We start from the raw sequence: 24,503 nt of genomic DNA, 5'->3' as shown, positions 1-24,503 counted from the left end.
AGGCCGGGAACCGGCCTTAATCATATATCGGTAAACACTCCTGGAATTGTATTATGGCATGTGGCGAATTTGACCTCATTGCCCGCTACTTTGACCGGTTTAGAAGTAATCGCCGGGATGTAGAGCTGGGTATTGGAGACGACTGCGCACTTCTCACAGTGGCAGAAAAACAGCTGTTGGCCATCAGTACGGATACACTGGTGTCGGGCGTTCATTTCCTACCGGATATCGATCCGGCCGATCTTGGTTACAAATCTTTAGCGGTAAACCTTAGCGATTTAGCTGCAATGGGTGCCGATCCTGCCTGGTTATCTCTTGCTCTAACCCTACCCAATGTAAATGAAGACTGGTTGCAGGCATTCAGTGATAGCTTATTTGATCAGCTTAACTATTACGGTATGCAACTGATTGGTGGTGATACGACTCGTGGGCCATTGAGTCTAACGCTGACCATTCAAGGGTTGGTACCGGAAGGGCGGGCATTGACCCGAGCTGGTGCGCGAATTGGTGACTGGATTTATGTTACCGGTACGTTGGGTGACAGTGCCGCAGGACTGGCGATTTTGCAAAATGCGTTGCGAGTTGATAACGAAGCCGATAGGTCTGCATTAATTCACCGTCATTTGCGGCCACAGCCACGCGTGCTGCAAGGGCAGGCATTGCGCGACCTTGCCAGCTCTGCCATTGATATCTCCGATGGGTTGATTTCTGATCTGCAACATATCCTGAAAGCGAGCAATTGTGGGGCGCGTATTGAGTTGGATGCATTGCCTTACTCTGATGCGCTAACACGTCAGGTTGACGCTGAACAGGCTCTACGCTGGGCGTTGAGTGGTGGTGAAGATTATGAGTTGTGCTTTACCGTACCTGAGATAAACCGTGGTGCACTGGATGTCGCGCTCAGTAATACCGGCGCAGGCTATACTTGTATTGGGCAGGTAGGCCCGCAATCGGAAGGTGTTAAATTCTTCCGTGAAGGTAAGGCAGTACAACTGGATTTTCGTGGTTTTGATCACTTCTCAACAGGTAAATCCCATGGATGAAGCCAAACGCCGTTTGCGGTTAACCAATCCTTGGCATTTGCTGGCCACCGGCTTTGGTAGTGGTTTATCACCATGGGCACCCGGTACCATGGGGTCAATTGCGGCAATCCCATTCTGGCTGCTATTGATCCAGCTCCCATGGCAGCTTTATTCTTTGGCTGTGATGTTCAGCATCTGCATTGGTGTCTACATTTGTCATCGTACCGCCAAAGATATGCAGGTTCATGACCATGGCAGTATCGTTTGGGATGAATTTGTCGGCATGTGGATAACCCTGATGGCATTGCCCGTCAATCATTGGCAATGGGTCGCTGCGGGTTTTGTCGCGTTCCGAGTTTTTGATATCTGGAAGCCTTGGCCGATTCGCTGGTTTGATCGCAATGTCCATGGTGGCATGGGGATCATGATCGATGACATTATTGCCGGGGTGATTGCGGCTGCTATTATTTTTGTCGTGGGGCATTACTGGCCAGCAGATCTGTTCTACTGATACCCGTCATCTTTCAAGTTGCAGGTGTGTTGGCTGCATTCGCTTACCCGAATCACTGACTCATGTCAGCTCATCGGGATGCACTTACTTGCCGCCTTCCTGCACTTTGAAATCTATAGGGTATATGTGTGGTCATCTTTCAAGTTGCAGGTGAAATTCGAACCAAGGGAAACACTCCGTTCGGGTCGTAGTGGCACGAGCCACCGGAGTGGCTGTAGGAGTGGTCGGCCTTGGCTCAATCTGCGTAAATTAAGTTGTTATCACGCCAGCCACGTTTCAATCTGGCGTTGTATACCCGCAGCATCTAACCCAAACTCAGCGCGCATTTCCTCTTGTTCACCTTGTGGCACAAAGCTGTCCGATAAACCGAGATTCAGTACCGACACTAATTGCCGTTTCGCCATCAGCAATTCATTCACACCACTACCCGCACCACCCATGATGGCGTTCTCTTCCACGGTGACTAATACCTCATGGCTGGCAGCCATTTCCAGTACCAACGCCTCATCCAATGGCTTTACAAAACGCATATCCACCAAGGTGGCATTGAGGTTATCGGCCACGAGCTGTGTCTGAGCCAGTAAAGTACCAAAGCACAATATGGCAATCTTTTCACCTTCACGACGCACAATACCTTTACCTATCGGCATGATCTCTAACGGTTTCAGGTCGGTACCGGTGCCGTTGCCGCGTGGGTAACGTACCGCCGCAGGGCCGTTGTGGTGATAACCGGTGTGAAGCATCTGACGGCACTCGTTTTCATCGCTTGGGGTCATGATGATCATATTTGGAATGCAGCGCATGAATGAGAGGTCAAACGCACCCTGATGGGTTTGGCCATCCGCGCCCACCAGGCCACCACGGTCAATAGCAAATAGAACGGGCAGGTTTTGGATGGCAACATCGTGAATCAGTTGGTCATATGCTCGTTGCAGGAAGGTGGAGTAGATAGCCACAATCGGTTTGTAGCCCCCAATGGCTAACCCTGCGGCAAAGGTCACTGCATGTTGCTCAGCGATAGCCACATCGAAATATTGCTGGGGGTATTCACGAGAGAAACGCACCATCCCAGAGCCTTCGCGCATAGCAGGGGTGACGGCCATTAACTGGCTGTCTTTGGCGGCGGTTTCACATAACCATTCACCAAAAATCTTGGAGTAAGTCGGCAGGCTACCCTGGCTTTTCGGCAAAGTACCGGAGGCGGGATCAAACTTCGGCACAGCATGCCAGCCAATCGGATCTTTCTCAGCCGGTGCGTAGCCTTTGCCCTTTTTAGTCATGATGTGCAGCAGCTGCGGGCCTTTCAGGTCACGCATGTTTTTCAACGTTTGTGCCAATGCTTGTACATCGTGCCCATCAACCGGGCCAATATAATTAAAGCCTAACTCTTCGAATAAGGTACTTGGCACCACCATCCCTTTTAGGTGCTCTTCAGTCCGTTTCAACAGGTCTTTAATCGGTGGTAAGCCAGAAAATGCCTTTTTGCCACCTTCACGCAGGCTGGCATAGAGCTTACCCGATAATAACTGAGCCAGATGATTGTTCAAACCACCGACATTTTCTGAGATAGACATTTCGTTATCGTTGAGGATAACCAGCATGTCTGAGTGAATATCACCGGCATGATTCATTGCTTCGAAAGCCATACCCGCCGTAATAGCACCGTCACCGATAACACAAACAGTCCGCCGCCCTTTACCTTCCCGTTCAGCTGCGACAGCCATCCCCAGGCCTGCACTGATTGAGGTTGAGGAATGGCCAACCGAGAGCACATCATATTCACTTTCACCACGCCAAGGGAAAGGATGTAAACCATCTTTCTGGCGAATAGTACCGATCTGTTCGCGACGACCGGTTAATATTTTGTGAGGATAAGCTTGATGGCCTACGTCCCACACCAGATGGTCGAAAGGTGTGTTGTAGACGTAATGCAACGCGACAGTTAGCTCGACTACGCCCAGCCCGGAAGCAAAGTGCCCACTGGAGCGACTGACGGACGCGAGCAAATACTGGCGTAGTTCATCACATAACTTCGGCAGGCTTTCTTTGGGCAACATGCGCAGTTCTTCAGGATTTTCTGCAAGTGCCAATGTCGGGTATTTGGCTATATCAAGGCTCATTCGATGCTCATATCAAAAGTGGGTGCATACCCTTAGAATCTGTTGCAGCAGGAGGGTTCGCTTTACCTGACTGCAACGCTAAGTTCTTGGGGTATAACAGCGTTTATTAACGGTCAGTATATTTCTAATTATCACGCTCAATAATAAAACAGGCTAACGCCTGCAACGGCGCTATGTTATAGGATTGTTCTGACAAGGTATTCAGGGCGCTGAGCGCTTCCTGATACAGATCCATCGCTTTAGCTTTAGCGCAATCTAACCCCAGCAGTGCTGGATAAGTGCTTTTGCCGAGTTGTTGATCTGAACCCTGACGTTTACCAATTGTAGCTGTATCGCCAATAACGTCTAAGATATCGTCCTGAACCTGGAAGGCCAGACCAATGGCCTCACTGTACCTGTCAAGTAACGGTAACGCTTCGCGCCCTGGTGTGCCCGCAGCCAATGCACCGAGGCGAACCGCGGCACGGATCAATGCGCCGGTTTTGTGGCGGTGGATGCGTTCAAGCTCTTCCAGTGAAATCTGGCGCGCTTCGGCTTCCAGATCCAATGCCTGACCCCCACACATCCCCGCGACACCGCTGGCCTTAGCTAATTCGGCAATCATCGATAAGCGATCTTTATCTGCCACATCGGGCATCTGCGCTTCAGCCAGAATAGAGAACGCGAGCGTTTGCAGTGCGTCCCCCGCCAGAATGGCATTGGCCTCACCAAATTTCACATGGCAAGTCGGCTGCCCACGACGTAAATCATCGTCATCCATCGCCGGTAAATCATCATGAATCAATGAATAGGCATGGATACATTCAATTGCCGCCGCAGGAGCATCTAAATTAGTCAGCGACAGACCAAACATTTGGCCGGTGGCGTAAACCAGATAAGGGCGCAGCCGCTTACCGCCGAGCACGGCACCATAACGCATAGCGGCGACTAAGTCGCTGTCGCCAAAGGGTAGCGGAGCAATAAAATCAAGCAGCGCCTGATTGACCCGTTGCTGATGAGCTGCAAGTTGATGATGAAAATCAGCAGATGAGTGGGCGATAGACATAAGGCTATTCAGTATCCGGGGTGAAAGGTGCCAAGGGTGCATCTACATCATCACTGAGAAGAACTTGCACTCGCTGTTCCGCTTGTAACAAGGTTTGCTGCCCCTGGCGGGCCAGTTGCACACCCCGTTCGAATTCGTTTAACGCTTCTTCCAGCGCTAATTCACCGGACTCCAGGCGGGTCACAATCTGTTCCAGTTCACTGAGAGATGTCTCAAAACTGGTCACTTTGGTTTCTGGTGTTGCGGGTTTTTTCGCCATAGCTCTATTCGACTCGATATTTTTATGAAACGTAACATTAATGGTGCGTAACGCATTCCTGCTAATGAGGTTTTTTCTGAGAGTAACTCACCATACCAATTACATTCGGGCCAAAAAATTATTACCGGCTATTCTAGCGGATAATGAAGGGGAAATCGTGACGTTTAAGTCGGGTTTTTAGTACGCAGTGGCACGTCTAATAGTGATATACTCCTCGGCTTGCATGTTTTCGCTAAAGCCTTTGACTGTTGCTATCAATAGCAGCGCCATCACTCCATAACCAGACAACTAAAGACTGCCATGAAGTTTATCATTAAATTGTTCCCAGAAATCACCATCAAGAGTCAATCTGTGCGATTGCGCTTCATTAAGATCCTCACTACGAATATCCGCAATGTACTGAAAAACCTTGAGGACGATACCCTCGCGGTAGTCCGTCATTGGGATCATATTGAAATTCGTACCAAAGATGACAATCTTGGCCCGGTTATCTGTGATGCGTTGACCCGCGTGCCGGGGATTCACCATATTCTCGAAGTAGAAGATCGCAGCTACACCGATATGCACAATATTTTTGAGCAGACGCTGGAAGCCTATCGCGAGACACTGATCGGGAAAACTTTCTGTGTGCGGGTGAAGCGCCGCGGTAAGCATGAATTTTCGTCAGGTGATGTTGAACGCTATGTTGGCGGCGGTCTGAATCAGCATATTGAAAGTGCAAAAGTTAAACTGACCCATCCTCAGGTTACGGTTCATTTAGAAATTGATCAGGACAAACTGACACTGATCAAGGCGCGTCATGAAGGGTTGAGTGGCTTCCCGATCGGCACACAAGAAGATGTGTTATCGCTGATTTCAGGCGGTTTTGACTCGGGTGTGTCCAGCTATATGCTGATGCGTCGTGGTTGCCGCGTGCATTATTGCTTCTTCAATCTCGGCGGCTCGGCCCATGAAATTGGTGTCAAGCAAGTAGCTCATTATCTGTGGAACCGTTTTGGCAGCTCCCATCGGGTGCGTTTTGTTGCCATTGATTTTGAACCGGTTGTCGGCGAAATCCTCGAAAAAGTCGAAGATGGTCAGATGGGCGTGGTACTCAAGCGCATGATGGTGCGTGCGGCATCGCAGGTTGCAGAACGTTATGGTGTGCAGGCACTGGTTACCGGTGAAGCTCTGGGGCAAGTTTCCAGCCAAACATTAACCAATCTGCGGTTAATTGATAATGCTTCAGACACCCTGATTTTGCGCCCACTGATTTCCCATGATAAAGAGCACATCATTAATCTGGCGCGGCAAATAGGCACTGAAGATTTCGCAAAAACCATGCCGGAATATTGCGGCGTGATTTCGAAAAGCCCGACGGTGAAAGCGGTTAAAGCCAAGATTGAAGAAGAGGAGTCCCACTTTGATTTCTCTATTCTGGACCGGGTCGTCAGCGAAGCCAAAAACGTTGATATTCGTGAAATTGCCGAGCAAAGCCGTGAGCAGGTTGTTGAGGTTGAAACTGTTGCTGAACTGGCCGATACCGATGTGTTGCTGGATATTCGCGCACCGGATGAGCAGGACGAAAAGCCGCTTAACGTGGGCAGTGTAGAAGTTCACGCATTACCGTTCTATAAACTGAGTTCGCAATTCGCCAGTCTGGATCAGAGCAAGACTTATCTGCTGTATTGCGATCGCGGGGTGATGAGCCGTTTGCAGGCGCTTTACTTGCGTGAGCAGGGGTATACAAACGTAAAAGTGTACCGCCCTTAAATTATTATATTTAACGGCTACTGCGCTTTGCCATTCTGGACTTGCGCAGTGCTCGCCGCCGTCACGTACTACGTGTACGCTCCGTTGGCTGTGCGCTGGGCGCATCCAGACTGACTTTGCTCGCTACGCCTCGTTGGGGATAGTTAACGGCTACTGCGTGTGTGGATTTTGAGCTTGCGCAGTGGTTGCTATGTTCATATTCACTATATACCCAAAGTAATTGGAGTTGCAGGTAGGCAGCCAGCAAACTCATCCCGATGAGCGCACGACGGTAAGTGATTCTGAGTAGTGCGCGTAGCTAACAACCCTGCGGCTTCAAGTCCGAAGGGTATAGTTATAAATACCTGGCGGTAGTACCAACTGCCAGGCGATTTCTTCGGCCTTTTCCCTGCCGAGCAGCAAAAATACGATCTTCAGTGCGAAATCGAGGGAAGTACCCGGCCCTTGGCTGGTGACCAAATTCACCCGCCGATCATAAACTACCCGCTGATCCATCCATTTAGTGGCATCGATTTTATCTTTCAGTGCTGGGAAGCCGGTCATATTGCCAACAGGGAACAAATTGTGATGCTCAAGTACCAAGGCGGGAGCAGCGCAAATGGCGGCCACCAGTCGTCCTTCATTATGGGTTTGACGCACAGTAGCAACCAGCAGTGGGCTATCGCGAAAACATTCCGCACCTTTTATGCCACCAGGCAGGACCACCACATCAAATTTCTGATCCGCCACATCCACTAAACGGGTATCTGCCAGCAAGCGGACACCGCGTGAACAGACAATTTCCAATGCTCCATCACTGGCGACACTGGCGGTTGTTACCTCGATACCGGCGCGCACCAGAACATCAATAGTGGTGACCGCCTCGGTCTCTTCGCTACCAGGAGCCAGGCAAACCAGCGCCGATACGCTCATACTCATTTTCCTTACGTTTTATTAAATCATATAAGTGGGCATTTTCCGGCAACGTCATACCGTGGTTGCGCGCACGCCGCAGTAAATAACCAGTAATGTAATCTATCTCGGTATGCCGCTGGCAGCGTAAATCCTGCAATAACGACGAGGTATTATCTGCGGTACTCTGGATAACATCGTTAACATAACTTAACAGGCTGCTGGTTGAGGTGTGGTAGCCCTCCATCTCCATCACACTGGCTACCTCGGCACATAAACTGCTAATCAGCTCCGGGTAGCGCTGCAAGTCACCATTGCGGCAGTTATACAGCCCTGTGAGCGGGTTAATTACACAGTTTACCGCCAGTTTTTGCCAACAAGCTGCTGATATATCGTTATGCCAGGCGACATCCGGCAGTGCCTGATGTAGTACATCGGCCAGATGGCTGATATCTATTGCCGTTGGCGAGGTTGGGCCAATATGTGTAATCCCACTGGCAACATGGACTATCGTGTTGCCGTCATGCCGGGCTGCATGAGTGGTTACACCATGCAGGAAGGTATACTCATGGCGCGGCAGTTCGTCCTCTGTGCCCATACCATTATGCAGCAGTAAAATTTTACACTCAGGGTTAAGCTTGGGTAATAGGGCGATGACAGCGCTGGATACTTGCCACGCCTTTAAGCACACCAGTAATAATTCACTTTTCGACAAGTGCTCTGGATCATTAGTCGGCAGGTTCTGGTTGAACGCCTCATTGCTTAACGTAATAACATTGACTGAACAAAAGGGCTGTGGCACACGGAGCCAGCCTTGTACATCATGGCCTTGCTGATACAGCGCTGATAGCCATAACTGCCCGAGAGCTCCGCAACCAAGCACAGTAATTTTCATTGAAACCCCCTTGGTGTAAGCGGAAAGCACACTGCATCGTTCTAAATGTTATGCTTTGATTATACCCTAAATAATTCGAGTTGCAGGAAGGCGGTAAGCGAGTGAACCCCCAAGAGCTTACATAAGTAAGTGACTGGGGTGATTGAGCGCGGCCAACGTACATGCAGCTTGAAGTATGACGGGGATATAGACTTTTTAGTCATTAAACGCAGGGCTAGCAACAAATCGGGTCCGCTAATAATGGCGGCTTCGTTGAGTAATTGTCTGCGGCATGGCTTTGTCTGCGTAGATAAAGCGGTTATTATGCTTGCCAGTCATCTTATCAGGAGGAGGGAATATGCCATCTTTCGACATCGTATCTGAAATTGATATGCAGGAAGTGCGTAACGCAGTTGAAAACGCCACCCGTGATCTGGCGAACCGTTGGGATTTTCGTAATGTTCCGGCGAGTTTTGAGCTAAATGAAAAGAACGAAAGTATCAAAGTCGTCAGTGAATCTGATTTTCAGGTTGAGCAGTTGTTGGATATCTTACGTGCTCAATTGAGCAAGCGTGGTATTGAAGGTGCTGCATTAGAAATCCCGGAAGAGATGGAGCGCAGTGGGAAAACCTACAGTGTGGACGCCAAGCTGAAACAAGGGATCGAAAGTGTCCAGGCTAAGAAGCTGGTTAAGCTGATTAAAGACAGCAAGCTGAAAGTTCAGGCACAAATTCAGGGCGAACAAGTCCGGGTAACAGGTAAGGCACGTGATGATTTACAGAGTGTCATGGCCTTGATTCGTGGTGCTGATCTGGGGCAGCCGTTCCAGTTCAATAACTTCCGCGACTGATATTGAGTTAACGAGCCAGGTACAAAGGTGTTGATAGCCTTTGTACCTTAGCGCTCTCTTATACCGCGTTAACTAACTGCTCTAACTGGTTGCGATTAGTCTGTTTGGTATCAACTTTGATATATGCACTGCGTTCGGCCATCACTACAACCGCTTCTGTCACCCCTGGTTGAGCCTTGAGCCGCTGTTCCAATGCTGAGTCTTTCACCGCCAATTCAGATAAGGTAATGCGCAGGCTACTGACATAGGGGGGTTCTTGCATAGTTGCACTGACTGCAAACCACACTAGCGCAATCACCGCACCGCCAGCAAACACCATACTTGCCCCTTCCATGCCAAATAGCCATCCCCCCAAGCTGCCGCCAATAGCCACGCCAATAAATTGACTGGTGGAATAGATCCCCATTGCCGTGCCTTTATACCCGGCTGGTGACTCTTTACTGATCAACGAGGGTAAAATAGCCTCCATCACATTGAACGCAATGAAGAATAATTGCACTCCAGCAATAATCACCCAGAGGTTGTGACCGGCAGACCACAGCACTACTTCGGCGGCAAACAGCACCGCAACGCAGCCCATAAAGACCTGTTTCATGCGGCGTTTGACTTCAGCATAAATAATGAACGGCACCACCGCTGCGAATGAAATCAGCATTGTCACCAGATACACTTTCCAGTGTTGAGCCGGGACTAAACCTGCGCTGGCCATAATCTGCGGTAATGCAACAAAGCTCGACATCAGCAAAATATGCAGGCACATAATGCCAAAATTGAGCTTAAGCAACCGGCTGTTACTTAACACCTTACTGACGCTACCTTTAACAATACTGGACTCGCGGTTAAGTACATGGTTATCAGCATCCGGCACCACAGCTAATGTAATGACAATACCTAATAGCGCCAGTATGGCGATAGCCCAGAACAGGGCATGCAGGCCAAAGGCATGGGTGACGATAGGCCCGAGCACCATGGCAATCGCAAAGGTAATACCAAAACTGACACCGATAAATGCCATGGCTTTGGTACGATTTTGTTCACGGGTCAAATCAGATAGCAGCGCCATGACGGCAGCGGCAATGGCACCGGAGCCTTGTAGCGCGCGGCCCAGAATAATGCCCCAAATAGAGTCACTCATGGCAGCAATCACACTACCAAGGGCAAAAATTAACAGGCCGCCCACGATCAGCGGTTTGCGGCCAATACGATCGGAAACTAATCCAAAGGGGATCTGAAAAATAGCTTGAGCCAGTCCGTAGATGCCAATGGCTATGCCGATTAGCGCTTCGCTGGCGCCAGACAGTGCCATACCATAGGTGGTGAGAACCGGCAAAACCATAAACATGCCCAGCATGCGCAGTGAGAAAACGCTGCCCAGCCCCCAGGTTGCCCGAAGCTCAAGCGGAGTCATTTTATTGTCGTTCATTACACCTCAAAAAACATTCTGCACGATATCGTCATCTTTCAAGGTGCCGGTGTGTTGGCCGCACTTTGAAATCTATAGGGTGTATTGTAATGATGTTAATAGGGGCCGGTAAATCTATTGATGTTTAGAATGTATTACAGGCGAGATTTTAGGTGAAAGCAGGGTAGGGCAGAAAGAGAAAGTGGCTGGCAGGAACAGGCCCATCAGCCACTCTATTTGTGTCTATCAATGTGGTAGGTGTTACCCGACGTAAGTCAGTAATCCAACCGAGGAAGGGACATTGAAATCGACTGACATCATGACGCTCAATGACGTAATAGCAATGATTGAGAAGACAAAAAGTTTTCTCGCCCATACGCTGTCATTGGTCGCTTTGTAGCCACGTAATGCCATTCCCAGCCACCAGACACTGACCGCCGCTGCGACAACCAGATACTTATAACCGGCATAACCACTTAATGTCAGCATCAGGGTCGCAACCATAAACGCCAGAATATACAGGGTAATATGGTTTTTGGTGACCGATATGCCTTTTATTACCGGCAGAACCGGAATGTTGGCAGCCTGATAATCCTTAAAGCGGAAAATTGCTATGGCATAGGAGTGCGGCATCTGCCACAGACTGAAAATCAGCAGCAAAATCAATGCACCCATATCGAACTGGCCGGTGACCGCACAGTAACCAATTACTGGTGGTGCGGCTCCTGACAAGCTGCCGATCAATGTCCCGTAGACTGACTTGCGTTTCATGTAGAGGCTATAAACCCCGACATAGATAACGAAACCGATAATCGCCAGCATCATTGCTAATAGATTGGCGGCCACGTAGAGCAACAGCATGCCAACAATACCCAGTACGGACGCATAAATCAGGCTCACTTTCGGATCGATAAGCCCTTTGACCAGGACACGATTCTTCGTTCTCTCCATGATGCTATCGATATCACGGTCGATATAGTTGTTAAATACGCACCCGGAGGCAACAACTAACGAGACACCGATCAGGGTGGCGAGAAAAAGGGGGTAATCAATCACGCCTTTGGAAGCGAGGAGAAATCCCCCAACGACAGAAATTAAATTGCCGAAAATAATTCCTGGTTTAGTTACTTGCAGGTATTGCTTAATCATCACATGCAGCTCTTCAGTCAACCATCATATTGATGTTGAGGTTGTACATAATCCAGAGTGAGCCCACTACAACGATTGCGATAATCATAGCGGTGAACAGGAACGCCACCAGATTCCAACGTTCTTCAGACGATCCATTCATATGCAGGAAGTACACCAGATGCACAATAATCTGCACCACAGCTAAACCGACCACTGTGGCCAGAATAGTTGTATGAGAGGCGGTACCGCTCATCACCATAGCGAATGGAATAACTGTCAGAATCACCGATAGAATGAAGCCAATAAGATATGACTTCAAGCTACCGTGGCTGGCTCCACCGTGAGTCGTTGTTGGGTGACTAGATGTTGGATGACTCATTACATGACTCCTAACAGATAGACAACGGTGAATACGCAGATCCACACCACATCCAGGAAGTGCCAGAACAAGCTCAGACACATCAGACGGGTGCGGTTGGTTTCATTCAATCCGCGTTTTGCTACTTGAATCATCATAATGATGATCCAGACCAGACCTGCGGTAACGTGAATACCGTGGGTGGCAACCAGTGCGAAGAAGCTAGACAGGAACGCACTGCGATCCGGGCCATAGCCTTCAGCAATCAGGTGATGGAATTCATAGATTTCCATTGCCACAAAGCCCAGACCGAACAAGAAGGTCAGACCCAACCAGGTGTTGACCTGGTTTTTATGGCCTTTGTTCATGCCCAGCATCGCAATGCCGTAAGTAATACTACTGAACAACAACAGGAAGGTTTCGACCAGAACAAAGTTCAAATCGAAGATATCCCGCCCTGAAGGACCGCCAGCGGTCCCGTTTACCAGCACTGCATAGGTTGCGAACAATGTCGCAAACAAAATACAGTCGCTCATCAGGTAGATCCAGAAGCCGAAGACTTTCGTCGCTCCCGCATCGTGATGCCCATGCTCTGCATGGGCGACGTTGTGGTTAGTCAGAGTTTCAGTTGACATGATTCACGCCTGCTTTGCTGATTTGTTCATGATGAAGATCCTCAATGCGCTCAACTTCTGCAACTGGCACATAGTAATCAACATCCTCGTCGAAGCTCTTCACAATCCAGGTAACAATCATGCCGACGAAGCCAATAATGGCCAGCCACCAGATGTACCAGATCATGGCAAAGCCGAAGATCAAGCTGAAGCCAGCAATAATCACACCTGCACCGGTATTCTTCGGCATGTGGATTTCTTCGTATTTCGCCGGACGTTTGTACGCTTCGCCTTTCTCTTTCATATCCCAGAACTCGTCACGGTCGACGACGTTAGGCACTACGGCGAAGTTATAGAACGGCGGTGGGGAAGAGGTAGACCACTCCAGCGTACGGCCACCCCATGGGTCACCAGTCAAGTCACGATTTTGTTCGCGGTCACGGATACTGACGAAGACCTGAATAACCTGACACAAAATACCGCAGGCAATCAGTACTGCACCACCAGCAGCCACCATCAACATCGCGTGGAATTCTGGATTGATATCTTGGCTCAGACGACGGGTCATACCCATAAAGCCCAGAACATACAGCGGCATAAAGGCTACGAAGAAACCGATTATCCAGAACCAGAAGGCACGGATACCCCATTTCTCATTAAGCGTAAAGCCAAAGGACTTAGGCCACCAGTAAGTCAGGCCAGCAAAGCAACCGAACACCACACCACCGATAATTACGTTATGGAAGTGGGCAATCAGGAACAGGCTGTTGTGCAGTACGAAGTTCGCACCTGGAACCGCCAGCAGAACCCCGGTCATCCCACCGATAGAGAAGGTGATGATGAAGCCAATGGTCCACAGCATTGCAGAGTGAAACTGAATACGGCCCTGATACATGGTGAACAACCAGTTGAAGATTTTCACCCCGGTTGGGATGGAAATGATCATCGTAGCTATACCGAAGAAGGCGTTAACGTTGGCACCGGATCCCATAGTAAAGAAGTGGTGTAGCCAAACGATAAATGACAATACGGTGATAGCGATGGTTGCCCAAACTAAAGAGGTGTAACCAAACAGACGTTTTTTAGAGAACGTCGCAGTAACCTCGGAGAACACCCCGAACACCGGCAGGACCAAAATGTACACTTCTGGATGGCCCCAGGCCCAAATCAAGTTGATGTACATCATCATGTTGCCACCCATATCATTGGTAAAGAAATGGGTGCCAAGGTAACGGTCCAGAGTCAGTAACGCGACAGTTACGGTCAGGATCGGGAAGGAAACGATAATCAAAATGTTGGTGCAAAGTGCCGCCCATGTGAAGACAGGCATCTTCATCATCGACATGCCAGGTGCACGCATTTTCAAAATAGTGGCGAAGAAGTTAACACCGGTCAACAAAGTCCCCAGACCGGAGATTTGTAGACTCCATATCCAGTAATCTACCCCGACACCTGGGTTGTACTCTTTACCTGATAGTGGCGGATAGGCCAACCAACCGGTTCCCGCGAATTCACCGACCCCCAGAGAGATGTTAATTAACACCACCCCGACCACAAAGAACCAGAAGCTCAATGAGTTCAGGAACGGGAAGGCAACGTCACGAGCACCGATTTGTAGCGGTACGACCACGTTCATCAGACCCACAACAAAAGGCATCGCCATGAAGAAAATCATGATAACGCCGTGAGCGGTGAAGATCTGATCATAGTGATGAGGTGGCAGGAAGCCGGCCTCACCAGCGGAAGCAAGTGCTTGCTGGCTACGCATCATGATAGCGTCGGCAAAACCACGCAACAGCATGACCATGGCGACCAGGATATACATGATACCGATTTTTTTATGGTCAACCGAAGTCAGCCATTCGCTCCATAACCATTTCCATTTGCCGAAATAGGTCAGAGCAGCAACAAGAGCCAGCCCACCTAGGACAATTGCAGCAACGGTAACCATAATGATTGGTTCGTGTAGCGGAACCGCATCAAGTGTTAATTTTCCCAACATCGTTTTATTCCTCGGCTCCGGCGTGAGCGGCGTGTTCGCCCATATCCATGCCCTGGCTCATATCCATACCTGAATGGGTATCATCGCCTTTCTGGTGCATGTTCATATCGCCCATAAACTTGCCAATAATTCCTTTAAACAGCTCCGGTTTAACACTGGAGAAATACTCAACCGGGTTATTTTCGCTCGGTTCAGCCAGTTTATTGAAATCGTCAGTGGTATTCAGGGTGTTCGGCGATTTTTTCACCTGTGCGACCCACTGGTTGAACTCTTCCTGCGTCGGTGTTGCGATTGCAGTGAATTTCATACCAGAGAAGCCTTTGCCACTGAAGCTACTGGAAATACCATTATATTTACCAGGTTCGTTAGCAATCAGATGCAGTTTGGTTTGCATCCCGGCCATCGCATAAATCTGCCCGCCTAACTGAGGGATAAAGAACGAGTTCATTACTGAGTTAGAAGTGATTTTGAAATTCACCGGAACGTCAGTAGGGAAGGCCAGTTCATTAACTGTAGCAATACCTTGTTCTGGATAGATAAACAGCCATTTCCAGTCAAGGGAAACCACTTCAATAATGATCGGTTCTTTACCAGCCACTACGATAGGTTTGAACGGGTCAAGTTCGTGGGAGGTTTTCCAGGTTATCGTCGCCAAAATAGCGATGATAATGATTGGAACAGCCCAGACAACAAGCTCAATTTTGTTGGAATGGGACCAGTTTGGGGTGTAGGTCGCACTTTTGTTGGACGCGCGGAACTTCCATGCAAAAGCAAACGCCATAAAAATAACCGGAACCACGACGATCAACATTAAACCGATAGCAGTAAGTATCAGTGTTTTTTGTTCGACTCCGATTGCGCCTTTGGGGTTCATCAATGCCATATCGCAACCACTGAGCATTACAGTGGCTGCAAATAAAGACAACATACCCATATTTTTAATGTATTTCTTAAGTCTCATCTAACGACCTCAATTACAAAAGGGCTCTATTGTCGTTTCATGTGTGCGGGCATTTTACGGGAAGGTTGCAAGACTGTAAACATGCTTAAGATTGTGTCAGCGGCTTGTTGACACTTTATGTTAAGGGGGTCACAGATGTTGCCTTGCGCGGTAATTTACTAATAGCAACAATATGTTGGCGGTAGGACATAGCTGCCAGACTGCGGATGTTAAGGAAAAACAACAGTAATTAGCCTTTTACTCATGGGAAATACTGATTTTAAATTCGTAGATAGACTTATTTTATGTAAATAATATGTAGTGTAAAAGTAAATTAAAATATATTCCGAGGTGATCTAAATAGCCACCTCGGAATCATTTAGCTAGAAATTATATTTAATAGAGTAAATGATGGCATCTTGTAAAAAGTCTTCCCCCAACTTGTTATAAGCATAGCGGTACTGAATACCGGTGGTAAATTGCTTAATCGGTGTCCACCACAGTGAAATGGCACCATTCACACCGTTACGGCCGCCATTGCCTGCTGCATAGCGTTCTGCACGGTTGAATTCAAGCTCGTTCCAGTTGGTAATACTGAATTTTTCATCAAACGCGGTGAAGTCATAACCTGCAACCCAACCCACCACATAACCGTTATTACCTGAATAATAGGTTTGATCAACATAATGTAATGCCACGAAAGGCTTCATCCACACGCCCGCTAGCGTTGCGTTATAGCCAATACCGTACAGGGTGTTCACTTCGTGGAAGTTACTGTAATCATTACCTTCAGCACTCGGTAGCGAGTAAGTACCATAGACGTGACCGTACAGATTGAAACCGGTATCACCTAAATAGTAGCGGCCAGTAGTTTTAAAGGTGTAGCGCTGATTATCGCCGGGTTGTGCTGTTTTTGAATTAAATGGGTTTTCTAGATCAAAGAAACCATAGACCTCCCCCCAGCTATAACCTGCACCCCCTTCTAACTCGATATAAGCGAAGTCATCTTTATGTGATGAACCCCCTGATTTATGCGTAGTGCTTCGGGTCCAGTCAAGATAGTTCATGCTGATATTACCAAAACCCCACTGGTATTCAGCTTGTGCAACTGGAGCCAAAGTGACTGTTGTCAGCGCGAGCGCACCGATAAGAATTTTACGCATAAATGCCTCTGTGTAGTTGAAAGATGTCAGGGGAAACAAAAGGACACAGTCCTTAACAAAAAGTGCGCTCATCATAGTCCCACAGCACGAAAGGATAAATAGTTGAAAGTGATACGGATCTCATTTTGTGAATAGCAATGTGCAACTGTTACTTAAATATGTGACTCATATCAATAAGTGAGCAAGGAAGGATTCAGGTGGCTTATTTTACTGGCATAAAAAAGGCCGGTATAAGTACCGGCCTTTGTCATCTAATGCAGTTTATTAGGCTAATTTTTCGCGCCTGAGTGCCAGATAATCTAATATTCCACCCAGAAGCATCCCGACTACGCTGAGCTGAATACCGCGTAACAACAACATATCAGCTACGTGTGGAGCGGCGGTCCAATCCAATGCGTTACTTATCAGTAAAATTAGCCATATAGCTAACAATATGCAGCCAACCGTCAACAAGCGTAGCGCCCAGCGATAAGCGGTTTTAAAAGCAGTTCGAGGCATAAATTCATCAGTTTTCTGGGTGTGTTCCAGCGTTTGGCGACAAATATACAGTAGGAATAGGCCTGGAATGGCTGCCGCAATAGAGAATAGATAGAACAATGGCCAGCCATGTGTTTCAACAAACCATCCAGCAATCGGGCCAACATAAACGCGCCCAACGGCGGACAGCGCCGATAACAGGGCAAATTGTGTCGCGGAGAATGACTTGTTACACAATGTCATCAGCAATGCGACAAAGGCCGCAGTTCCCATGCCACCACACAGATTCTCCAGGAAGATGGCACTGCCCATGGAGAAGATATTCTTGTCAGTGATGGATAACAGCCAATAACCCACATTCGAGATAGCTTGTAAAATACCGAATATCATCAACGCGCGGAACAAGCTCAGGCGTTGCATTAACAGGCCGCCATACAGTGCGCCAATAATTGTGGCAATCAGTCCTAATGATTTATTCACCAACCCGACTTCACCGGCATCAAACCCAACGCCACGGATCAGAAAAGTGGTACTCAAACTCGCGGCAAAGGCATCGCCCATTTTGTACAACACAATTAACAGCAGAATCAGCCATGCATTGTTGCGGCCAAAGAAATCACGCAATGGGGCGACGATCGCCTGTTCCAACGTTTTTGGTGGCGCGATACGGATATCAGGTTCAGGAGCTAATAAGGTAGCAAACACCCCAATTAACATTAACCCGGCCATTAACCAGTAAGTGGATTGCCAGCCAAGATAGCGATCCGCTATCCATAGCGCCAGCCCGCCAGACACCAGCATTGCGAGACGATAACCCAGTACAGAAACTGCGGCACCAGTACCGCGCTCTTCTGCGGTGAGCAAGTCGGTTTTATAGGCATCAAAAACAATATCTTGCGATGCCGAACAGAAGGCGACCAACACGGCGATTGCCGCCAACCACCATAAATGCTTCGCCGGCTCCATAAAGCCCATGGCAATAATCGCGGCGATTAATAACAGTTGGCTTATCACCAACCAACCGCGCCGACGGCCAAGAAACGAGGGAGTGTAGCGGTCCATCAAGGGGGACCAGAGGAACTTGAAGACGTAGGCCTGACCAACCAGAGAGAAGATACCAATGGTTTTCAGATCGACGTTCTCAACCGTCATCCATGCTTGCAGCGTACCACCGGTAAGGGCCAAAGGAAGGCCGGAAGCAAACCCCAACAACAGAAGAATAAGGGAGTTACGTTGGGTAAAAAGGTTTGAATAGCGATTGGGCATGTGAGACCTACATGCTCTGCCCCAAGGTCGAGGCAAAGCATTCTGTTAAGCAGTAATAATGATATTAAGCAAACAACCGATTAGCGGGCATTTTGTTTGATAAAGCCGCTGACGCTAGTATCTTGCGCCATATCTGCAATAACATCGCTCAACACCGTATTAACGGCATTGGTGATTTTTTCGTTAGTTGCAGTAAATGCGCCCTGAACGTTGTAGCTGGCACGGTAGTTTTTAACCTGTTTATTACCATTTTTTGCGGTCGCAGTAATGGAAATATCCGCTTTAGTGGTGATGTTGTAGCGCAGGTTACCTTCCTGTACATCGGCAAACAGTTGGTTTACTACAATCTGCAAATCAACTGGAGCATCGGTACCAATCATATAGCCACGAGCAGTCATCTGTTTTTCCAACACTTCCTGTAACAGGAAGCGCAGGTCACGGGATGGGGTTAATACCACCAGTTGGCCTTCACGATTTACTTTAGCCAGTGCAGCATCTTGACGCTGGTCTGCACCATTAATGCTGATAGTAATCCCCATCAGAGTTGGATCTTGTGGTGGTAATACCACCTTCGGGGTGACATTCAGAGTGTTGTTACTGGCAGCACAACCCGCCAGTATAAAAACAGCCAACAGCGGGAAAAGAATTTTCTTTAGCATGTTCACTTTCTCAATAGTTATGGAATTCTTTAATAATCAGAGCGGGATAGCTGCCATGTTATTTTGCGAATGTGCAGTCGCGCCATCATAGCACTGAGATTGGCTGGTGGAAGATCCTGATGTAGAGAAATTCAGCAAAAAAAGTGATTTTTCGCCCTGTGACCTTTCATTTCGCTTAAAGACCTTACAAGTAACCTTTTCCCCTGACTATCAGATTAGCCTTATACCTTAAATGAGCAGAAGGGAGATATTCGGGATATTTTGTATCTGAAATGTTATAAAACAGCGAAAATCAACTAATATTGCAGTAGATAGTGGGCTTGCAATAGATAGGTATTGGGTTTGGAATAGATAGGTAGTAGGCAGCTTTCTGCCTCAGCGGTAAGGAGATTATGATGATTTTGATTCGGGAACAAATTGAAGAAAAACTAAAAGTGGCATTTGAACCGGATCATTTGGAGGTGATTAATGAAAGTTATCGCCACAATGTTCCAGCCGGTTCTGAAAGTCATTTTAAAATTGTGATCGTCAGCGATAAATTTCAAGATCAGCGCTTTCTCAGTCGCCATCGTGCGATTTATAGTGTGTTGGCTGATGAGCTGGCCGGCACTGTTCATGCATTGGCTTTACATACCTACACGCTGAAAGAGTGGGCGGGGTTACAAGACACGGTACCAACTTCTCCATCTTGTCGTGGCGCAGGTACATTGGCTTAGCAGGTACATTGGCTTAAGTGACAGTATTAATCCAAAACAGGCTGGATAACAGTAGTAATTCCGGCCTGATTTAGGGTATTAGTAGGTGAGAATTTAGCAAGCGGCCTCAGGGCCGTTTGTGTTTCTGTATAGGCGACACCTTTATTTCCTTAGTGCGCCACAGGAGTTTTAGCTGAGGGAACGATTCACGCGTGAATTTTACCGCGACAACATTCGCTTGCTTTCCTCGACTCATAACCTGTGCGCCGCTATAATGTCGCGTCTTATTTTTCCGGAATGGTTTCGGGACGCTTCTGACATCTGGGATACTCGGTTCTGTATAATGCGGCCGTCCCGGTTCTTAGAGGGTGTTTTCAGAGTTAGCATCATTTAATGGTGTTGCTTTGTTTGCAGCTTCTGGAGTTGACCGAGCACTGTGATTTTTTTGAGGTAACAAGATGCAAGTTTCTGTTGAAACCACTCAAGGCCTTGGCCGCCGTGTAACAATTACTGTTGCTGCTGACAGCATTGAGAAAGCAGTAAAAAGCGAATTAGTGAAAGCCGCTAAAAGTGTTCGTATCGACGGTTTCCGTAAAGGCCATGTGCCGATGAACATCGTTGAACAGCGTTACGGCGCATCTGTTCGCCAGGATGTTCTGGGTGACCTGATGCAACGTAATTTCGTTGATGCGATCATTAAAGAAAAAATCAACCCAGCTGGTGCACCAAACTATGTGCCTGGTGAATTCAAGCAGGGCGAAGATTTTACTTATTCCGTTGAGTTTGAAGTGTACCCAGAAGTTGAGTTGAAAGATCTGGAAAGCATTGAAGTAGAAAAGCCAGTTGTTGAAGTAAACGACGCTGACGTTGATACCATGCTGGAAACTCTGCGTAAGCAACAAGCTACCTGGAAAGAAACTGACGCTGCTGCGACTGCAGAAGATCGCGCAACTCTGGATTTCACCGGCTCTATCGACGGTGAAGAGTTTGAAGGTGGTAAAGCGTCTGATTTCGTACTGGCAATGGGCCAGGGTCGTATGATCCCAGGTTTCGAAGAAGGTGTTATCGGCCATAAAGCCGGTGAAGAATTCACCATCGACGTAAACTTCCCAGAAGATTACCACGCAGAAAACCTGAAAGGTAAATCAGCTAAATTTGACATCGTGTTGAAGAAAGTTGAAGTGCGTGAGCTGCCAGAACTGACTGAAGAATTCATCAAGCGTTTCGGCGTTGCTGATGGTTCAGTAGCAGGTCTGCGTGCTGAAGTGCGCAAAAACATGGAGCGTGAGCTGAAAGGCGCAGTGCGCAACCGTGTTAAAACTCAGGCAATTGACGGTCTGGTCAGCGCTAACGAAATTGACGTTCCAGCGGCACTGGTTGAAGGTGAAATCGACGTTCTGCGCCGTCAGGCTGCACAGCGTTTTGGTGGTAACGAGAAACAAGCTGCTGAACTGCCACGTGAATTGTTCGAAGAACAAGCTAAACGTCGCGTAGTTGTTGGTTTGTTGCTGGGCGAAGTTATCAGCCAGCACGAGCTGAAAGCGGATGAAGATCGCGTTAAAGCACTGATCGAAGAAATGGCATCTGCTTACGAAGATCCACAAGAAGTGATTGAGTTCTACAGCAAAAATAAAGAGCTGATGAACAATATGCGTAACGTTGCTCTGGAAGAACAAGCAGTAGAAACTCTGCTGGCTAAAGCCAAAGTAACTGAAAAACCAACTACCTTCAGTGAACTGATGAATCAGACCACTGCTGCGTAATGTTTTTTAGCGCATCAAGCTGGATGTAATATATCGCCAAAAAATTGGCGTTGCAGGTAGGTTGCAATTGAACAAATACCGATGAGCTAAAGCAGTAAAGTGATTCGGGTGAGTGTCGGTAGCTGGCACTCTGCAACTCCTGATACGAAGGGTATATCCGGTTTTTTGATTGATTAAGCCCGTAGCCTTTGGCTACGGGCTTTTCTTTTTGTAACAATAATCACTCAATAGTATGATTAATCTGGCATGTTTCGCCCTAATCTGCGCTATATTTGAAAAGTGAAATGCAATACTTAACAGATGAACAATCAATAGAGCGTCAGGATTACAGCAAAGATAATGAGCGTCCGCTTGGTTAAAAAAAGTGCTCAGGGGCTTGAAAAAGACGATTAATCCCCCAATTAACCTAACAGACGTTCATATAAGATGTTGATGAAACACTGGCTGATTACCACCGTCGAATGTGTCTGGGTAACCAGACGGCTTGCACGCGACCTTGATGCATGAACATAGTCATCATTACTTATCTCAAGTAGAATCGGTTATGAATGGCGCCAAAGTAAATTCTATTAGGAGACGGTAATGTCATACAGTGGCGAACGAGATCAATTTGCACCTAACATGGCTCTGGTGCCAATGGTGGTTGAGCAGACTTCACGTGGGGAGCGTTCTTACGATATCTTCTCCCGTCTGTTAAAAGAGCGCATTATTTTCCTGACCGGTCAGGTTGAAGACCATATGGCCAACCTGATTACGGCACAGATGCTGTTTCTGGAAGCAGAAAATCCAGAAAAAGACATCTTTTTGTATATCAACTCACCAGGCGGGGTGATCACTGCTGGGATGTCAATTTATGACACCATGCAATTCATTAAACCTGATGTCAGCACTATCTGTATGGGCCAGGCATGTTCAATGGGTGCGTTCCTGTTGACTGCGGGTGCTAAGGGTAAACGTTTCTGCTTGCCGAATTCACGGGTAATGATTCACCAACCGTTGGGCGGTTTCCAGGGGCAGGCGACAGATATTGAAATTCATGCCAGAGAGATTTTAAAAGTGAAATCGCGCATGAATGAACTGATGGCACTTCACACGGGAAAATCTCTTGAAGAAATAGAGAGAGACACTGAACGTGACCGTTTCTTGTCGGCTGAAGAGGCTGTAGGATACGGATTAGTTGATTCCGTGTTCACCCGTCGTGACTAACGACTTATTTCTGTGAGCCGATATACTATAGTGTATGTAAATAGAACAAATCGTGTAATCGAACAGTTGTATTGCACATTGTTCACTAACTACCCGATATATCGGCTGTCCGCTGAAGGTTAGCGTGGCGTCCAGCAATAGCGAGAATAGTCTCCCTGCCACCATAGTTTCGGGTGTGGCAGATACTGAAGAAGAGGTTTACTGATGACAGATAAGCGCAAAGACGGTTCTGGAAAGCTGCTGTATTGCTCTTTCTGCGGCAAAAGCCAGCATGAAGTGCGTAAGCTAATTGCCGGGCCGTCAGTGTATATCTGCGATGAATGTGTCGATTTGTGTAACGACATTATTCGCGAAGAGATCAAAGAAGTTGCCCCGCATCGGGAGCGCAGTTCGCTGCCTACGCCGCACGAAATCCGCCACCACCTGGATGATTATGTCATCGGTCAGGAACCGGCGAAAAAAGTGTTGGCAGTTGCGGTATACAACCACTATAAGCGTTTGCGCAATGGTGATACCAGTAATGGCATCGAACTGGGCAAAAGTAATATTCTACTGATTGGCCCAACCGGTAGTGGTAAAACACTGTTGGCAGAGACATTGGCTCGTTTCCTGGATGTGCCGTTTACCATGGCAGATGCGACCACGCTAACTGAAGCAGGTTACGTGGGCGAAGATGTTGAAAACATCATTCAGAAGTTATTGCAGAAATGTGATTACGACGTGCAGAAAGCGCAACGTGGTATCGTCTATATCGATGAAATTGATAAAATTTCACGTAAGTCTGATAACCCGTCTATCACGCGTGACGTCTCGGGTGAAGGTGTGCAGCAGGCCCTGTTGAAATTGATTGAAGGGACGATTGCTGCCGTACCACCACAAGGTGGCCGTAAGCATCCGCAGCAGGAGTTTTTGCAGGTTGATACCTCTAAAATTCTGTTTATCTGTGGTGGTGCTTTCGCCGGCCTGGACAAAGTTATCGGGCAGCGCATTAACACCGGAACGGGTATCGGTTTCGGGGCTACGGTAAAAGGCAAGTCAGAAAAAGCAACCGAAGGCGAGTTGTTGAGTCAGGCTGAGCCAGAAGATTTAATTAAATTCGGCTTGATCCCTGAATTTATTGGCCGTTTACCGGTAGTTGCAACACTGAGTGAATTGAGTGAAGACGCGCTGATTCAGATCCTGAAAGAACCGAAAAACGCACTGACCAAACAGTATCAGGCGTTGTTCAATCTCGAAGGTGTGGAGCTTGAGTTCCGCGATGAGGCGTTGACCGCAATCGCCAAGAAAGCGATGGCGCGTAAAACAGGTGCTCGTGGCCTGCGTTCTATCGTAGAGGGCGCATTGCTAGATACCATGTACGATTTACCGTCAATGGACAGTGTGGAGAAAGTGGTGGTAGATGAGTCAGTTATTGCTGGCCAATCTGCGCCGATGCTGATTTATGGCCAACCGGAAGCCCAAGCTTCTGGCGAATAATTAGCCAAATAATCCAGATGGTTAGTA

22 protein-coding genes are annotated in these 24,503 nt (G+C 47.9%); 8 read left to right on the top strand and 14 right to left on the bottom strand.

Annotation, left to right across the window (positions count from 1 at the left end; genetic code table 11):
* The first annotated feature begins 53 nt into the window (after positions 1–53).
* Together thiL and pgpA are read left to right on the top strand one after the other, a co-directional pair.
* Positions 54–1,043: a thiamine-phosphate kinase gene (gene thiL / locus V1955_RS16665; RefSeq protein WP_083160057.1), complete on the top strand. Its 990-nt coding sequence runs from the start codon at positions 54–56 to the stop codon at positions 1,041–1,043.
* Complete coding sequence (pgpA, locus tag V1955_RS16660) at positions 1,036–1,533, top strand: phosphatidylglycerophosphatase A (protein WP_032905591.1); 498 nt, start codon at positions 1,036–1,038, stop codon at positions 1,531–1,533. The genes thiL and pgpA overlap by 8 nt, the downstream gene beginning before the upstream one ends.
* A gap of 260 nt (positions 1,534–1,793) precedes the next feature.
* Here pgpA and dxs read toward each other — a convergent pair whose 3' ends face one another.
* The 3 genes from dxs to xseB all read right to left on the bottom strand — a co-directional run bounded on the left by dxs (position 1,794) and on the right by xseB (position 4,957).
* Positions 1,794–3,653 (bottom strand): 1-deoxy-D-xylulose-5-phosphate synthase, encoded by a 1,860-nt coding sequence (gene dxs, locus V1955_RS16655; RefSeq protein ID WP_083160055.1) that lies wholly within the window; start codon positions 3,651–3,653, stop codon positions 1,794–1,796.
* Positions 3,654–3,777: 124 nt separating this feature from the next.
* Complete coding sequence (ispA, locus tag V1955_RS16650) at positions 3,778–4,698, bottom strand: (2E,6E)-farnesyl diphosphate synthase (RefSeq protein WP_083160053.1); 921 nt, start codon at positions 4,696–4,698, stop codon at positions 3,778–3,780.
* A 4-nt stretch (positions 4,699–4,702) separates the two neighbouring features.
* Positions 4,703–4,957: an exodeoxyribonuclease VII small subunit gene (gene xseB, locus V1955_RS16645; protein ID WP_083160051.1), complete on the bottom strand. Its 255-nt coding sequence runs from the start codon at positions 4,955–4,957 to the stop codon at positions 4,703–4,705.
* Positions 4,958–5,257: 300 nt separating this feature from the next.
* Between xseB and thiI the strand changes: the two genes are divergently transcribed.
* Positions 5,258–6,709: a tRNA uracil 4-sulfurtransferase ThiI gene (thiI, locus tag V1955_RS16640; protein ID WP_083160049.1), complete on the top strand. Its 1,452-nt coding sequence runs from the start codon at positions 5,258–5,260 to the stop codon at positions 6,707–6,709.
* A gap of 315 nt (positions 6,710–7,024) precedes the next feature.
* Here the strand turns inward: thiI and yajL are convergent, their stop codons facing one another.
* Together yajL and panE are read right to left on the bottom strand one after the other, a co-directional pair.
* The gene (gene yajL, locus V1955_RS16635) at positions 7,025–7,621 is read right to left on the bottom strand and encodes a protein deglycase YajL (RefSeq protein WP_083160047.1); all 597 of its coding nucleotides are present in this window, start codon (positions 7,619–7,621) and stop codon (positions 7,025–7,027) included.
* Positions 7,584–8,495 carry a 2-dehydropantoate 2-reductase gene (gene panE / locus V1955_RS16630; protein WP_083160045.1) on the bottom strand — a complete coding sequence of 304 codons (912 nt, stop codon included), beginning with the start codon at positions 8,493–8,495 and terminating at the stop codon, positions 7,584–7,586. The genes yajL and panE overlap by 38 nt, the downstream gene beginning before the upstream one ends.
* 337 nt (positions 8,496–8,832) lie before the next feature.
* On the opposite strand from panE, the gene V1955_RS16625 reads away from it, so the two are divergent.
* Positions 8,833–9,324, top strand: a complete 492-nt coding sequence (locus V1955_RS16625) for a YajQ family cyclic di-GMP-binding protein (RefSeq protein WP_083160041.1) — start codon at positions 8,833–8,835, stop codon at positions 9,322–9,324.
* 58 nt (positions 9,325–9,382) lie between these two features.
* On the opposite strand, the gene V1955_RS16620 is transcribed toward V1955_RS16625, so the two are convergent.
* From V1955_RS16620 to V1955_RS16580, 9 genes are all read right to left on the bottom strand, one after another.
* On the bottom strand, positions 9,383–10,747 hold the full coding sequence (locus V1955_RS16620) for an MFS transporter (protein WP_102970458.1): 1,365 nt from the start codon (positions 10,745–10,747) through the stop codon (positions 9,383–9,385).
* A gap of 240 nt (positions 10,748–10,987) precedes the next feature.
* Positions 10,988–11,875, bottom strand: coding sequence for a heme o synthase (gene cyoE, locus V1955_RS16615; RefSeq protein WP_083160039.1), 888 nt, complete (start codon positions 11,873–11,875; stop codon positions 10,988–10,990).
* A gap of 13 nt (positions 11,876–11,888) precedes the next feature.
* On the bottom strand, positions 11,889–12,236 hold the full coding sequence (locus V1955_RS16610) for a cytochrome o ubiquinol oxidase subunit IV (RefSeq protein ID WP_032812973.1): 348 nt from the start codon (positions 12,234–12,236) through the stop codon (positions 11,889–11,891).
* On the bottom strand, positions 12,236–12,850 hold the full coding sequence (locus tag V1955_RS16605) for a cytochrome o ubiquinol oxidase subunit III (protein WP_083160037.1): 615 nt from the start codon (positions 12,848–12,850) through the stop codon (positions 12,236–12,238). The genes V1955_RS16610 and V1955_RS16605 overlap by 1 nt, the downstream gene beginning before the upstream one ends.
* Positions 12,840–14,831: a cytochrome o ubiquinol oxidase subunit I gene (gene cyoB / locus V1955_RS16600; protein ID WP_083160035.1), complete on the bottom strand. Its 1,992-nt coding sequence runs from the start codon at positions 14,829–14,831 to the stop codon at positions 12,840–12,842. Before cyoB ends, V1955_RS16605 begins: the two co-directional genes overlap by 11 nt.
* A 4-nt stretch (positions 14,832–14,835) precedes the next feature.
* Positions 14,836–15,792, bottom strand: a complete 957-nt coding sequence (gene cyoA / locus V1955_RS16595) for a cytochrome o ubiquinol oxidase subunit II (protein ID WP_442821172.1) — start codon at positions 15,790–15,792, stop codon at positions 14,836–14,838.
* A 362-nt stretch (positions 15,793–16,154) separates the two neighbouring features.
* A complete protein-coding gene (locus V1955_RS16590) occupies positions 16,155–16,934 on the bottom strand; it encodes a nucleoside-specific channel-forming Tsx family protein (protein WP_083160031.1) in 780 nt (259 codons plus the stop codon).
* A 264-nt stretch (positions 16,935–17,198) separates the two neighbouring features.
* Positions 17,199–18,677 (bottom strand): muropeptide MFS transporter AmpG, encoded by a 1,479-nt coding sequence (gene ampG, locus V1955_RS16585; protein WP_083160029.1) that lies wholly within the window; start codon positions 18,675–18,677, stop codon positions 17,199–17,201.
* 80 nt (positions 18,678–18,757) lie between these two features.
* A complete protein-coding gene (locus V1955_RS16580; protein WP_083160027.1) occupies positions 18,758–19,336 on the bottom strand; it encodes a lipoprotein in 579 nt (192 codons plus the stop codon).
* 395 nt (positions 19,337–19,731) lie between these two features.
* Between V1955_RS16580 and bolA the strand changes: the two genes are divergently transcribed.
* The 4 genes from bolA to clpX all read left to right on the top strand — a co-directional run bounded on the left by bolA (position 19,732) and on the right by clpX (position 24,476).
* The gene (bolA, locus tag V1955_RS16575; protein ID WP_083160025.1) at positions 19,732–20,052 is read left to right on the top strand and encodes a transcriptional regulator BolA; all 321 of its coding nucleotides are present in this window, start codon (positions 19,732–19,734) and stop codon (positions 20,050–20,052) included.
* Between the two features lie 437 nt (positions 20,053–20,489).
* A complete protein-coding gene (gene tig, locus V1955_RS16570; protein WP_083160023.1) occupies positions 20,490–21,794 on the top strand; it encodes a trigger factor in 1,305 nt (434 codons plus the stop codon).
* A 582-nt stretch (positions 21,795–22,376) separates the two neighbouring features.
* A complete protein-coding gene (gene clpP / locus V1955_RS16565; protein WP_005272733.1) occupies positions 22,377–23,000 on the top strand; it encodes an ATP-dependent Clp endopeptidase proteolytic subunit ClpP in 624 nt (207 codons plus the stop codon).
* Positions 23,001–23,204: 204 nt separating this feature from the next.
* The gene (gene clpX / locus V1955_RS16560) at positions 23,205–24,476 is read left to right on the top strand and encodes an ATP-dependent protease ATP-binding subunit ClpX (RefSeq protein ID WP_004703362.1); all 1,272 of its coding nucleotides are present in this window, start codon (positions 23,205–23,207) and stop codon (positions 24,474–24,476) included.
* The last annotated feature ends 27 nt before the right edge of the window (positions 24,477–24,503 follow it).

The sequence above is a fragment of the Yersinia sp. 2545 StPb PI genome, from assembly GCF_052217125.1.
GTDB classification, from domain to species: Bacteria; Pseudomonadota; Gammaproteobacteria; order Enterobacterales; family Enterobacteriaceae; genus Yersinia; species Yersinia enterocolitica_E.
The sequence above is the reverse complement of the archived record's forward strand: the minus strand, read 5'-3'. Positions and strand labels throughout refer to the sequence as shown.